Consider the following 14,423-nt stretch of genomic DNA (forward strand, 5'->3'; position numbering starts at 1 on the left):
TCCCCTCCTACGCTGCTGAGTCTACTAATAATTTAATAAATTCACCAAATAAATACTCTGAATCATTAGGTCCAGGTGCTGCTTCTGGATGATACTGTACTGAAAAAATCGGTAACTTCTTATGTCTCATCCCCTCAATAGTATCATCATTTAAATTCTTATGAGTAATAACCATATCTTGAGGCAATGAATCTTCTTTAATTGCATATCCATGATTTTGTGAAGTAATATATACTTGACCGGTTTTTAAATCTTGCACAGGATGATTTGCTCCCCGGTGACCAAACTTTAATTTATACGTATCAGCTCCTAAAGCTAACCCTAAAATTTGATGTCCAAAACAGATTCCGAATAAAGGTAACTTCCCAACTAGCTTCTTAACTTCTTGCACAACCTCTTGAACATCCTTGGGATCACCTGGCCCATTAGAAATGAATACGCCATCTGGATTTAAATCTAAAATTTCATTAGCTGAAGTATCTGCTGATAATATTGTTAATTGTGCATTAGATTTTTTGAATGATTCTAAGATATCTTGTTTAACTCCTAAGTCTAAAACTGCAATATGATATTTTGCTTGATAATTAATAGGTTCTATTGAATAATTCTCATTAGTAGTCACCTCATAAACTAAATCTTTACTTAAACTACTTAATTTAGCTTTCTGTATCAAACTATCTAGATTTAAATCTTCTGTTGAAATTACACCTTGCATCATTCCATGTTTTCGAATATGCTTTGTTAACGCTCGAGTGTCTATCCCTTTAACTCCTATTACATTATTATGCTGTAAGAACTCTTCATCAGTCTGTTGACATCTCCAATTACTCGGATAATTACAGCTTTCTCTAACAACAAATCCTCTCACCTGAATCTCTTCTGATTCATTATCTTCATCATTAATCCCATAATTCCCAATCAATGGATAAGTCATATTTACAATCTGTCCGCGATAAGACGGATCCGTCATTATCTCCTGATACCCAGTCATACTGGTATTAAATACTATTTCACCATCAATTTCACCTGTAGCTCCAAAAGATTCCCCTTCAAAATATGTTCCATCTTCTAACGCTAGAATCGCCTTCATATATCTCTCCCCCCAAAAATCATATACAAAATTACCACTTTGTACTTTATCTTATTAATAATTATACATTATAGTGAATAAAAATGCAAGAATAATCAGGTATTTATTTCCAATAAAATAAAAAGAAGCCATTTGCATGGCTTCTTTTTATAAAAAATCAATTATGAAATTAATCTACTTTCGAATATATCTCTTCTCCGTTTTCTAGAATCTCTTTATAAGTCATCGAACCAACTTTTGTGTCAAGTGTTATCTCATTAGGAGTATAAACGAAAGGATTAAATGGCAGCTTTCGGTTAGAAATCAACCCTGAAACTACTGTTCCTCTTTCATAACTTTTCATATCTGTTTCTTTGATAATCAGCATATTGATTATCACTTCGTTTCTACCAAATAGAATAATCTTGTCTGGTTCATACTCGCTTTTAATTATTGTAGCAATTCGTTTAACTTCTTTCCTATATAAATCAGTTGTAGACATTTTACCTCTCCTTTGCTTTTAAGTTAATATTATACTAAATTTAATTAATTTTCTATGGATAATATCACAAAATTAGCTTAAATTAGAATTAATATAAATTATTTAATTAATCCATTACAAATTAAAATAAAGAATTAAGAAAGGAGAGTAAAATGAAAATAAACTACTATTTTGGATTCTTAATAGCATCATTGCTTCAAGCAGGAATAGTCTTTATAGGAGAAAGTCTTAATATATCAGCATTAAATCCTAAATTTTCAATCACACAGCTTCTCATACATATTCTTGTTGGACAAGTTGCCGGCTGGATTCTTTTCTATCTAGTTAATAACAGCGAATCCATAGCTGCCATAAACACATGGTTAATAGGCATAATATATGGTACTTTAGTATGGGCTGTTATTTTACCAATCGCTGCTAGTCAAGGAACAATAACCGCATCCTGGATGCAAGGAACAAATCTATTAATTTCTTTAACTGCATTCTTAGCATTCGGATTAATTACTAGCTATACAGTCTATTTAACAAAAGAAAAAATCACTTAATTATTATTAAAGAACAAAGTCAATATACCTCTTTCACTTGCCATTCATTCCGCATCCTGCTCCATTCATTCTCAAAAACAGCCTTACCGCCGTCCATGGCCCCAGGCTGTTTTAAGAGTCGCTACAGAGGTATATTGACTAGAAAGTTATCCACAATTTGAAATTAAGTATAATTTCCTATACGATAAAAAAAGATGGAGGAATTCCTCCATCTTTTAACTATATCAAATAAATATTAAATCAAAATATTATTATTTAGAATACACTTGAATATCATTAATCATTAAGCTATAGTATCAGTTACCTCAATTACTTCATCAAAATCATTTAAAATATCTTCATCTGTCTGCTTTACCATAGTGTTAACAATAAGAATAGTTGCTACATTAGCAATAAAACCTGGAACAATTTCATACATAATTTTACCTAATCCTACCTGCTTCCAAATAAGTAATACAACTGTTCCAACAACCATACCGGCTAAAGCAGACTGCCAACTTGTATTCTTTGAAAACAAAGCAAATAATACTACTGGTCCAAAAGCTGCTCCAAATCCAGCCCAAGCATAAGCAACTAAACCTAATACTGTATTATTTGGATTTAAAGCTAAAAATAAAGCTATAATTGAAATAAGTAATACACAGATTCTACCAGTATGCATTAATTCTTTATCTGAAGCTTCTTTATTAATAACTCGCTTATAAAAGTCCTCTGTTAAAGTTGAAGATGAAACTAATAATTGAGAATCTATTGTAGACATAATAGCTGATAATATAGCAGCTAATAAAATTCCTCCAATCCAAGGGTTAAATAATCGACTAATCATGTAAATAAATACTTTCTCATGATTCCCACTAGCTAAACTATCAAACATTGGGATTGAAATAACTCCTACTATAACAGCTCCTCCTAATGAAATAAAAACCCAAGTAACGGCTATTTTCATAGCTTCTGGAACTTTTTTTACGGATTTAATACTCATAAATCTAGCCAAAATATGAGGTTGACCAAAATAGCCTAATCCCCAAGCCATAGTAGAAATAGTAGCCATAATAGAAAAATCTTTTGAGATCAAACTAGTGGAGACTTCTTTAGCAAGCATCGCTTCTTTAATAGCCTCTGCCCCACCTACATAATTATAAGCTAAAATAGGAACCACAATTATTGCTACAAACATAAGTAATCCCTGAAATAAATCTGTCCAACAAACTGCTAAAAAACCTCCCAAAAAAGTATATAATACAATCACAAATGAACCGATTATTACTGCTAATGTATAATCAATATTAAACATAGATTCAAAAAGTTTACCCGCAGCAACTAATCCAGATGAAGAATAAATAGTAAAGAATAATAAAGTTATAAGAGCAGATATAACTCTTAACAAGCCTGTCGGATCTTTAAACCTATCTTCAAAAAATGATGCCAATGTCATTGATTCTGTCCGTTTAGTATAAACTCTCAATCTCGGTGCTACAAACTTCCAATTTAAGCAAGTTCCTATAAACAAACCGATTGCAATCCAAGCCTGATTCATACCACCTATGTAAACCGCTCCAGGCAATCCCATCAACAACCAGCCACTCATATCACTAGCTTGAGCAGATAAGGCTGTTACCCAACTTCCCATTCCTCTACCACCTAATAAATAATCCTCCACATCTACTGTCTTTCTGTAAAAATAAATCCCAACTCCCATTAAGAAAATAAAATAAATTATAAAAGTTAATAAAGTCTGCATTTGAATCATACTTCTCTACTCCTCTCAGCTAAAATATAATCACCTTCTAATATTACCATAAATTTCGATCTTATTCAAATTTAGTTATTTTAATTGTTTAACTTATACTAATAAAAATTAAGGTAGTCAATTGACCACCTTAATTAAACTTCATATACCTTATTTCCATTTTTATAAGTTGCTATTATATCTAAGCTATCATTTACTACTATAAAATCTGCCTCACACCCTACTTCTAACCTTCCTTTTCTCTCTAATCCTAATTTAACTGCTGGATTAATTGTTGCCATCTTTAAAGCTTGAACAAAATTTAAATGAGTAAACTGCACCATATTACTTATAGCATCTATTAGCCTTAAAGTGCTACCTGCTAAAGTTCCATCTGATAAATAAGCTTTGCCAGTTTCATCTACAGTTACTTTATCATCACCTAATGCATAACTCCCTGCAGATAAACCTGCTGCTTGCATACTATCACTAATTAGAATTATCTTTTTTTCACCTTTAATTTTAATTAATAAATCTATAACTTCTGGATGAACATGAATTCCATCTGCTATTAATTCACAATAACATTCTTCATTATTTAATACAGCTCCGACTACTCCAGGGTAACGATGATGTAGCCCTCTCATTCCATTAAAAAAATGAGTAGCCTGGTCTAAACCTTTAGCAAATGCCTTTTGCATTATCTCAAATGTAGCATCAGAATGAGCCACTGAAACTGTTATACCTTTCCTTGCAAAATAATCAACTACATCTAAACCTTTCTCTATTTCTGGCGCTATAGAAACAACCTTAATTAAATCTTGATAACTATCAATTAATTCTTGAAGATATTTATGCTTTGGTGTGCAGATGAAATTTTGATTTTGAGCTCCAGCCTGTTTTTCATTAATAAATGGGCCTTCTAAATGCACTCCTTCGATATTAGAAGAATATTTCTGACCTTTAGCATACTGAATAATTGCTAAGACATTCATTAATTTAACCTTCGATGTTGTTAATGTGGTAGGAAGAAATGAAGTAACTCCGCTTTTAAAAGCATATTCCGATAACTTTTTAATACATTCTAACCTACCATCCATTACTCCTACTCCTGCTCCACCATGAATATGTATATCTATTAATCCTGGCAATACTCTATATTCTGAGTAATTAATTAACTTATACTCTTGTAAATTATAGTCTTTAATATTATTACTAATACTTTCTACCTTATTACCCTCTATAATTAGATGTTTTTTTCTTGATATCTCCGGAGTATAAATCTCACTTGCCTTAATAATCTGTTTCATCTTCATAGCCTCTCTTAATTAATTTACTCATAATTATCTTTGAAATTTAACTTTTATCCTACTTCTTCAATAACAAAATTAAGTTTTTTCTCTAAATCGATCTCAAATGATTCATCCAGTTCTTTACCATCTTTTTTTAAGACCTTAACTACTGGACGCATATTAAAATTCTCTTTAATTTGAGTTACTACTCCTTCATAATTATCATTTAATTTAACTTTAGTTCCAATTGAATAAGGCACTAAACATTCTAAAAACTTTTCTATTAATTGATTATCTAATTTATTCCAAGTTATCATAGTATATAAATATTCAATTACCTCTTTAATTTTAAATGCAGACCTATATACTCTATCATTTCTCATAGCATCAAATACATCTGCTATAGCCACTATTCTACTAAACTCATGTATATCTCGTTTTAGTAATCCTTGAGGGTAGCCTGATCCATCGCAACGCTCATGGTGTTGATAAGCTATTAATGCAGATAATTCATTAATATTTTCTTGTTGTTCCAAAAATTCATATCCATACAAAGTATGCTTTTGTTCTTCTGCAAACTCAGCTGGAGATAATTTACTAGGTTTATTTAGAATTTTTGCTGGAACCTTTGTCTCCCCAATATCATGTAAAAATGCTCCTATACCTAAAATTCTTAGCCATTCTTTATTATACTTTAAACTACTTCCTAACATCAATGAAAGAACAGTTACATTAATTAAATGAAAGAACTTATCATCTTTAAAATTCATTATACTCTCTAAATTATGTAATATATCTTCATTATCAATGATTCCTTCAACAATCTCTTCTATAATTCCTAATATAGCTTCAAATTTAATCATATCGCTTACTTGCTTACTTATACTAACATTTTGCACATACTCTTTGGTTATTATTTTTATCTCTTTTTCTATTTGTTCTGAAATTATCTCAGTTTTTTCATCTTTTAAGTTCTGTTCCTCTTCACTTCCTTCCACATGAATAGATTCAACTCCCCAATTATTTAATTTATATATAACTATCTCTTATTTGAATACCTTTCTTTAGTAAAATTTCTCCATTGGGAGAGTATATATTTTCAGCCAAAACCATTCCTGACTCTAATTTCGAAACTTCTACTAAATCCATAATAACCCCCTTATTCTAATCAGCAAAATTACATTTTATCAATTTATTTCTATTTTTTACATATTTCTATACCTCTCCCCCATTCCCCTGCATATTATGTGAAAAAAATAACTTAAACCAATTAAAAAAAGCAGACCTATATAGGCCTACTTTTTAATCTTTTATTCATATTTTGCAAACATATCATTTAATATCTCTACCACTTGATCAATATCCTTTTCCTCCACAATTAATGGCGGTAAAAATCGTAAAGTTGTTCCACTAACTGCATTTATTAATAAACCTTTTTCTAAAGCTTCACCAACTAATACTTTAGCATTAAGGTCAACTTCTAAACCAATCATTAAACCTTTCCCTCTAACACTCTTAACAAAATCATACTCTTCGATTAATTCATTTAACTTATTCTTAAAGTATTTTCCCATCTTAAGAGTATGTCCCACTAAACCTTCTTCTAAAATGGTATTAAGCGTTGTATAAGCTGCCGCACAAGCTAAAGGGTTACCACCAAACGTAGAACCGTGATCACCAGGTTTAAAAGCATCTGCTACTTCTTCCTTAGCTAATAAGGCACTAACCGGTATTCCATTGCCCAATGCCTTAGCTAATGTAAAAATATCTGGTTCAATTCCATAATGTTCATATCCAAATAACTTACCCGTTCTTCCTAGTCCGGTTTGAATCTCATCTAGGAGCAGTAATATTCCTTCTTCATCGCAGAGTTCCCTAACTCCTTTTAAATACTCCTTATCTGCTACATTAATTCCGCCTTCACCTTGAATAGGTTCTAACATAATTGCACAAGTTTTATCAGAAACAGCTCCTTTTAAAGCATCTAAATCATTAAAAGGTACTGATTTAAAGCCTTCTGGTAAAGGAGTAAACGGTTTTTGATACTTCTCTTGTCCTGTTGCTGCAATAGTGGCTAAAGTTCGTCCATGAAATGACTTAGTAGTAGTAATAACCTCATATCTATCTTCATCTCTTACCTTAAAATACTTACGAGCTAATTTAATTGCCCCCTCATTAGCCTCTGCTCCACTATTCCCATAAAAAATCCTATCTCCTACTGAATTCTCTACTAATAACTTATTTAACTTTGCTTGAGGCTCAATGTAATAAATATTAGTACAATGAATTATTTTATCAATTTGATTCTTTAATGTTTTATTAAATTCTGGATGACTATGACCTAAAGCATTAACTGCAATACCTGCCAAAAAATCTAAATATTCATTCCCCTCTTTATCATAAACCTTAATACCTTCTCCTTTATCCACTACGATCGGCATTCTGTCACCAAAGACATTCATAAAATAATCATTATCTGCTTTAACAATTTCTCTTTTCTTCATATTCTCCTCTCCTTCTACTTAGTTACCATAGTGCCAATTCCTCTATCTGTAAATATTTCTAATAATAATGCATGAGGTACTCTTCCATCCAGAATATGAGTTCTCCGCACTCCATTCTCTAAAGCATTAATGCAAGAATTAACTTTAGGAATCATACCACCTGCTATTCGCTTATCATTCATCATTATTTTTGCCTCGTCAATAGTTAATGAAGAAATTAAAGAACTATTATTATTCTTATCTCCTAAAATCCCTTCCACATTAGTTAATAAAATTAATTTATCTGCATTTAAGGCTGCTGCTAAATGACCAGCAACTAAATCAGCATTAATATTATAACTTTCTCCATTTTCACCTGCTCCAATTGGAGCTACAATTGGTAAAAAGTTATCAACTATTAATTTATCCAAAATTTCAGAATTAATCTCTTTAACCTGCCCTACATACCCTAAATCAACTTCATTTTTAGAATTTAATTCATAATCATCTGCCTCAATTAAGTTACCATCTTTACCACATACTCCTATAGCCTTACTACCAAATTTATTAGCTAAAGAAACTATTTCTTTATTAATTTTTCCTACTAGTACCATTTCTACAATTTCCATAATCTCTTTAGTAGTAATTCTTAATCCCTGATAAAACTCACTTTCAATTTCAAACTTATCCAAGGTTTCACTAATCACAGGTCCCCCACCATGAACTATTACTGGATTAACTCCTACATACTTTAAAAGTGTAATATCTTCTAATACCGATTCTTTAATTTTATTATTAACCATAGCATTTCCACCATACTTAATTACTATAGTCTTACCTTGGAATTTTCGCATATATGGTAAGGCTTCTACTAGTACATCTGCTTTCTTAATTACATCATTCATCATTATCACTCCTAGTTAACTAGTTCTCAGTGTCAGTTATCAGTGTCAGTTCTTAATACCAGATAAAAATTTCAACATTGATAACTGACACAGACACTGACAACTCATTACTCATAAATTAAGTATGATATTCAGCATTAATCTTCACATATTCATATGATAAATCACACGTCCATACTTTATATCTTCCTTGACCTAAATGAAGATCTAATTTAATTTTAATCTCATCTTGAGCCAGTAAATTTCGTAATTTATCTTCGTCTATTAAATTTTTTTGCCCATTTACCAATAATTTCTCACCATTAATCTCAACATCTAATCTATCTAATTCAACTTGACCTCCAGAATAACCAGCAGCAGCTACAATTCGTCCCCAATTTGGATCTTCACCAAAAATAGCAGTCTTAACCAATTGAGAATTCCCTATAGCTCTAGTAATTAATTTCGCATCACTTAATGTTAAAGCGTTGATTACTTCGATTTCTACAAATTTAGTCGCTCCTTCTCCATCACGAACTATTTGCTGAGCTAAGTACTTTGTTACTTCTTCTAAAACATTTAAAAATTTATAATAATTATCATCTTTAGTATTAATTAATTTATTTTCAGCAGTTTTGTTAGCTAAAATAGCCACTGTGTCATTAGTGCTTTGATCTCCATCAACAGTTATTAGATTAAAAGTACGATTAACTGCTGTTGATAATGCTTCCTGTAATAATGGTTGAGAAATATTTAAATTTGTTGATAAAAATCCTAACATTGTAGCCATATTAGGTTCAATCATTCCGGAACCTTTAGCCATTCCACCTATAATTACCTCTTTACCATCTATCTCAAAAGAAACTGCTATTTCTTTAGGATAAGTATCTGTAGTCATAATTGCTCTAACTGCTCGTTTACCACCTGCTGAATGAAGCTGTTCGCTGATGTCATTTATACCAGTAGTTATAGCATCCATTGGTAGTTGTTGTCCTATTATCCCTGTTGAAGCTGGAAATACTAAATCACTACTAATTCCCAATTTCTCACCAGTCAGTTCACAGATCCTCTCTGCATTCTTAAACCCTTCATCTCCAGTACAAGCATTAGCATTACCGCTATTAATAATTAAAGCTTGAGCTTTACCATTCTTTCTAAGCTTTTGACCGATAAATACTGGAGCAGCTTTTACCTGATTTTGGGTAAAAACCGCTGCTAACCTTGCTTCGGATTCACTATATATTAATGCTAAATCTCTATCATCCTTCTTAATCCCACAATTAATACCAGCTCCCGAAAAACCTGGGGTACTAGTAATACCTCCTGATATATCTTTAAACTGAATTTTTTTTAAATCTTCAGACATGATATTCCCTCCTCTTATTTATAGCTACATTTATTTATGGAAAGATTCCTGAAAATTTTAAACCAGTAGTTTCTGATAAACCTGATAATAAATTAAAATTCTGAATAGCCTGCCCACTAGAACCTTTAATTAAATTATCTATAGTAGATACTATTACTAATCGATTAGTTCTAGAATCTACCTTTAATCCAATGTCACAATAATTGGAATTCACTACATACTTAGTTTCTGGTAACTTCCCAACTTTATGTATTCGCACAAAAGGATGAGAACTATAAAAATCTTGATATAACTCTCTTAATTCTTTAGTAGTAAAATTCTGTTTAAGTTGGGTATAAACTGTACTTAAAATTCCTCGCTTCATTGGTACTAAATGGGGAGTAAAAGATAATACAACCTCTTTATTTGCTACCATTTTTACTCCATTTTCAATCTCTGATGTATGTCTATGTTGAGCTACCTTATAAGCTTTAAAATTTTCACTAACCTCACAAAAATGAGTAGCTCTACTTGGAGTTCTTCCGGCACCGGTTGCCCCGGATTTAGAATCAATAATAATTGAATTAAGATCTATAAGCCCTTTATTAACTACAGGTGTTAAAGCTAAAATAGCTGATGTCGGATAACATCCAGGATTAGCTATTAATCTACTCTCTTTAATAACTTCTCTATTTAATTCTGGCAAACCATACACAGCCTCACTTAATAAGTCTGGACTTTGATGTGACTCTGTATACCATTCTTCATATAATTCTTGGTCTTGATAACGATAATCACCACTTAAATCTATAACTTTAACTCCAACTTGTAATAGCTTAGGCACTACAGACATTGAAACTCCGTGTGGTAAAGCAGTAAAGACTACTTCTACTCTATCGGCAATCTCTGTGAAATCTAATTCTTCACATTCTAAATCTACAATCCCTTGTAAGTTAGGATAAATATCGGCAATCTTCTTCCCAGAAAAACTTCTAGAAGTAATTAATTTTAAACTAACTTTTGGATGTCTACTCAATAAACGTACTAATTCTACTCCTGTATATCCAGTTGAACCAACAACCCCTACTTTAATCATTATCTTCACCTCACTCAACTCTTTACCATTTACTATTTAAATTACTCATTTATATATAACGTTAGTTATAATTATACATAATAACGAATAAAAATGCAAACATTTTTTTAATAAACTTTTTACTTACCAAATCTTTGCAATTTTTTAATTAATCTACAAACATCTAATATGATAAATAATTCGCCGAGCACCCTCTTTTCTAAACTACACCACTTTAACCTCATGATAATTACTTTCATCTAAATTTTATTAAATCATACATGCATAAATCTTAAAACAATCTATATACTATTAATACGAGTAACATACTGTGTTTGAATTCAAACACAGATGTCACTCTTAAAGCAGGTGTCTATCTCTCCGAGACACCTGTCTTTATTTTTCTGATTTAGATGCTTTCTTGCCGGTCACTTTGATTCCATCATTTAAGCCATTAACTCCTTTTACATTTCTAATTATATCACGTACAACTTTAATAGCTGTTTCATGTTGTTCGGGACTATCTACTTCACCATCTAAGAAAATAGACCCACCAACAACATAAACTTTAACTTGTACAGGACTAACTCCATCTGTCTGCCCTAATTCACGTCTAATCATCGCTTCTAAAGCCGTATCTCCACCCACTCCACCTTTATGAGTAACTAACTCATTATTAATCTCTTGTAACCCTTCTATCTCTGCTAATAAATGATTAACCAATTCCTTAATTTCTATATTCAATACCGAACCTGTTAATATTGCCTTACCATCTTCAACTTCTATTGTAATCGCTGCTGAATCCACACGCTGGTCACTATTTAAAACTCTACTAACTTCATTACCAATAATACTATCCTCTTTAGAAATTATTTTTAAATTACTAACTATATCTTTAACACCAATAATTTGTCTAGTAAGCTGCATAGCTTTCTGTTCTTGGGCTACCTTCTTAATTTTCCCCTTCAAAAATACCCTACCACTTTTAACTATCACACCTATATTTAATAAATCGGATTCTTCATTAAATTTAGCGGTAATAATTTTACTTAATTCCTTATCTTTTCTAATACCATCTTGAGCTACAGCCAACCTGTTTTCTACTCCCTTGACCCCTCTTACTCTACTAGCAATTCTCTCTGCTTCTTCTTTGTCAGCTAATACATCTACTATTCCGTCTAAATGAATTATTCCATTTTCAGTATTGACCCTAACATCTAACGCCCCAACTTCTAAATCCTCTGTTAATGCTTTCTTCACTAACATGCTCAACCCTTCACCTTTGACTTCTTCATTAGACATTATATACAACCTCCTTTCTTACTCCCTATTATTGACATAACTAATTAGATAATACTATTTAAAAAGATTTCTGTATGATATGATTATTTGGTAGTTCATCTAAATCTAAACTTAATAAATCATTCTCTGGATTAATCAAACTTTCTAAAATAGTAGTACCTAAACCGATTTCATCACTTACATCATTTACTATATTATCTAATCCACCTATTACTGACTCAAAAAGATCAATCTTTTGGTATAATAAATTTAGTACTTTTTCTTCAATAGTACCTTGAGTAGATAGATTATAAATCTCTACATCCTTAGTTTGACCTAATCTGTGCACCCGACCGATCCTTTGCTCTAAGTTCATAGGATTCCAAGGCAAATCATAATTAATAATTACATTACAAAACTGCAAATTAATACCTTGTCCTCCAGCTTCAGTACTAACTAATACATCACCATGTTCAGCAAATATATGCTTAGCCCATTCCTTTTGATTATCACTTAACCCACCATCAAATCTGACCGGCATTATCCCACGATTATATAAATAATTACAGATATAATGTTGAGTAGCTAAATATTCTGTAAATATAACTGCTTGTCCATCTACTTTTCCTAAAATCTCCTCAATTACTTTAACTTTTTGATTAACTTCAATATTCTGGGCTAATACTAATAATCGTTCTATTTTGGGTTTGAGCATCTTAGGAGCTGATTTTAAAAATTTTCTTAATGTACCAACTACTGCAAATGAACTACTACATACTTCTCTTTGTAAAGTAATTAAATGCAATATACTTTTATCCTCAGAAATACAACGTTCATATTCTTTTTTAACTAAGTTAGTAACTCCATCATAAAGTTCTTGTTCAGGTGAGGTTAATTTGAGAGGAATTAACTTTACATTACGTTCAGTATATTCTAGTTTAGAATTAATTCTTTGATTTCTAATCATTATTTTAGATAATTTATTTTTTATAGCTTTATAGTCAGGAGAATTACTATTGAATTTAGATTTAAAATTACTATAACTATTAAATACTTTTGGTTTAAGAATAGAAACTAAATTATAAATTTCTTTCAAATTATTCTGAATAGGGGTAGCAGTTAAAAATAACATATATTTAGAAGAAAGTTTATTAACAAACTTCCAATTTAATGTGTCACTATTCTTTAATTTATGAGCTTCATCAACCACAACCATATCAAAATCTCGTTCATAAATCATATCACAATGCGGTTCTCTTTTAGCTAAATCAATAGAAGCAATCTGATTATTAAAATAATGCCAGGCTCTTCCTTTGCGATTATGAAATAAATCTATATTAAATTTATTAGTTAACTCATACCACCATTGATAACCCAAAGAAGCGGGAGTCAAGATTAATATTTTTTCAATCTCTCCTCGCAAAAGATACTCTTTTAAAATTAATCCTGCTTCAATTGTCTTACCTAAACCTACTTCATCAGCCAACAAAGCTCTACCATCAAATTTATTAATTACTCGGTGAGCCGTTTCTATCTGATGAGGAAATAAAGAAAACTCTACTTCTTCCCAAAACTCTTTTAATTCTTCCAATACTAATAGATTATTATCAATTGCTTGCTGGTTAACAACCATTCAACTATCTACCTCCCTTTCCACATTAAACTTCAAAGCTTATCTTTAGACTATCCACTTATTATCTAAATAATAAAGGTAGTTTAATGCAGAAAAGAAAATAAATGATTTTATTATTACTTTTTACTCTTCCAAGTACCTTCTTCTAAATCTAACCTTAATTCTAGCTGATTAATATTTTCTTCTTCTTCAGATATTAAATTTAAAATATCTTCTAATCTATTAAGTGCAGCCTTCAATTCCGATGGATCAACACTTTCTATCTCAGCAATAATCTCTATTCCTTGATATTCAAATTCAAATTCAAATTTAGGAATTTCTGATTTTTTCTTTTTAGAATCAATAAATAAACCTTTAAATTTACTCCAAATCTCTTTGCCAATCTCTTTTAAAAAACCACTGGTAATAGTTCCAAGAGCAAAGCTTAAAATCGCTGGTAGCCAATTAATTCCTCCTACATCTACAGATACGAATTCATCATTACTATATATCCTCTTGAATTCTATATTAAGTACCTCACTAATTTCTTTTGAATTCTTTCCTCGTAAATCAATATTTTCTTTATGATTACTTATCTTAATCACC

Annotated in this window: 13 protein-coding genes; 1 reads left to right on the forward strand and 12 read right to left on the reverse strand. The window is 30.9% G+C overall.

The window, feature by feature from the left end; translation table 11 throughout:
- Window positions 1–7: 7 nt before the first annotated feature.
- Together carA and B5D41_RS01075 are read right to left on the reverse strand one after the other, a co-directional pair.
- Window positions 8–1,090, reverse strand: a complete 1,083-nt coding sequence (gene carA, locus B5D41_RS01070; protein WP_078808745.1) for a glutamine-hydrolyzing carbamoyl-phosphate synthase small subunit — start codon at window positions 1,088–1,090, stop codon at window positions 8–10.
- A 169-nt stretch (window positions 1,091–1,259) separates the two neighbouring features.
- A complete protein-coding gene (locus tag B5D41_RS01075) occupies window positions 1,260–1,571 on the reverse strand; it encodes a hypothetical protein (RefSeq protein WP_078808746.1) in 312 nt (103 codons plus the stop codon).
- Between the two features lie 152 nt (window positions 1,572–1,723).
- Between B5D41_RS01075 and B5D41_RS01080 the strand changes: the two genes are divergently transcribed.
- Window positions 1,724–2,116: a hypothetical protein gene (locus B5D41_RS01080; protein ID WP_078808747.1), complete on the forward strand. Its 393-nt coding sequence runs from the start codon at window positions 1,724–1,726 to the stop codon at window positions 2,114–2,116.
- 283 nt (window positions 2,117–2,399) lie between these two features.
- On the opposite strand, the gene putP is transcribed toward B5D41_RS01080, so the two are convergent.
- The 10 genes from putP to B5D41_RS01130 form a co-directional block, all read right to left on the reverse strand.
- Complete coding sequence (gene putP, locus B5D41_RS01085) at window positions 2,400–3,866, reverse strand: sodium/proline symporter PutP (RefSeq protein WP_078808748.1); 1,467 nt, start codon at window positions 3,864–3,866, stop codon at window positions 2,400–2,402.
- 134 nt (window positions 3,867–4,000) lie between these two features.
- Window positions 4,001–5,155 carry an N-acetylglucosamine-6-phosphate deacetylase gene (nagA, locus tag B5D41_RS01090; protein ID WP_159442864.1) on the reverse strand — a complete coding sequence of 385 codons (1,155 nt, stop codon included), beginning with the start codon at window positions 5,153–5,155 and terminating at the stop codon, window positions 4,001–4,003.
- 53 nt (window positions 5,156–5,208) lie between these two features.
- The gene (locus tag B5D41_RS01095; protein WP_078808750.1) at window positions 5,209–6,135 is read right to left on the reverse strand and encodes an HD-GYP domain-containing protein; all 927 of its coding nucleotides are present in this window, start codon (window positions 6,133–6,135) and stop codon (window positions 5,209–5,211) included.
- A gap of 312 nt (window positions 6,136–6,447) precedes the next feature.
- Window positions 6,448–7,641, reverse strand: a complete 1,194-nt coding sequence (locus B5D41_RS01100; RefSeq protein WP_078808751.1) for an aspartate aminotransferase family protein — start codon at window positions 7,639–7,641, stop codon at window positions 6,448–6,450.
- Window positions 7,642–7,655: 14 nt separating this feature from the next.
- Window positions 7,656–8,525 (reverse strand): acetylglutamate kinase, encoded by an 870-nt coding sequence (gene argB, locus B5D41_RS01105; RefSeq protein ID WP_200806386.1) that lies wholly within the window; start codon window positions 8,523–8,525, stop codon window positions 7,656–7,658.
- Window positions 8,526–8,643: 118 nt separating this feature from the next.
- The gene (gene argJ, locus B5D41_RS01110; RefSeq protein ID WP_078808753.1) at window positions 8,644–9,870 is read right to left on the reverse strand and encodes a bifunctional glutamate N-acetyltransferase/amino-acid acetyltransferase ArgJ; all 1,227 of its coding nucleotides are present in this window, start codon (window positions 9,868–9,870) and stop codon (window positions 8,644–8,646) included.
- A 34-nt stretch (window positions 9,871–9,904) separates the two neighbouring features.
- Window positions 9,905–10,945 carry an N-acetyl-gamma-glutamyl-phosphate reductase gene (gene argC / locus B5D41_RS01115; protein ID WP_078808754.1) on the reverse strand — a complete coding sequence of 347 codons (1,041 nt, stop codon included), beginning with the start codon at window positions 10,943–10,945 and terminating at the stop codon, window positions 9,905–9,907.
- Window positions 10,946–11,320: 375 nt separating this feature from the next.
- Complete coding sequence (locus B5D41_RS01120; protein ID WP_078808755.1) at window positions 11,321–12,226, reverse strand: BON domain-containing protein; 906 nt, start codon at window positions 12,224–12,226, stop codon at window positions 11,321–11,323.
- 58 nt (window positions 12,227–12,284) lie between these two features.
- Entirely contained in the window at window positions 12,285–13,838 is a 1,554-nt protein-coding gene (locus B5D41_RS01125) for a DEAD/DEAH box helicase (protein WP_078808756.1), read from the reverse strand.
- Window positions 13,839–13,954: 116 nt separating this feature from the next.
- Entirely contained in the window at window positions 13,955–14,422 is a 468-nt protein-coding gene (locus B5D41_RS01130) for a hypothetical protein (protein ID WP_078808757.1), read from the reverse strand.
- Window position 14,423: the final 1 nt, after the last annotated feature.

It is taken from the genome of Selenihalanaerobacter shriftii (genome assembly GCF_900167185.1).
Taxonomy (GTDB): Bacteria; Bacillota; Halanaerobiia; order Halobacteroidales; family Acetohalobiaceae; genus Selenihalanaerobacter; species Selenihalanaerobacter shriftii.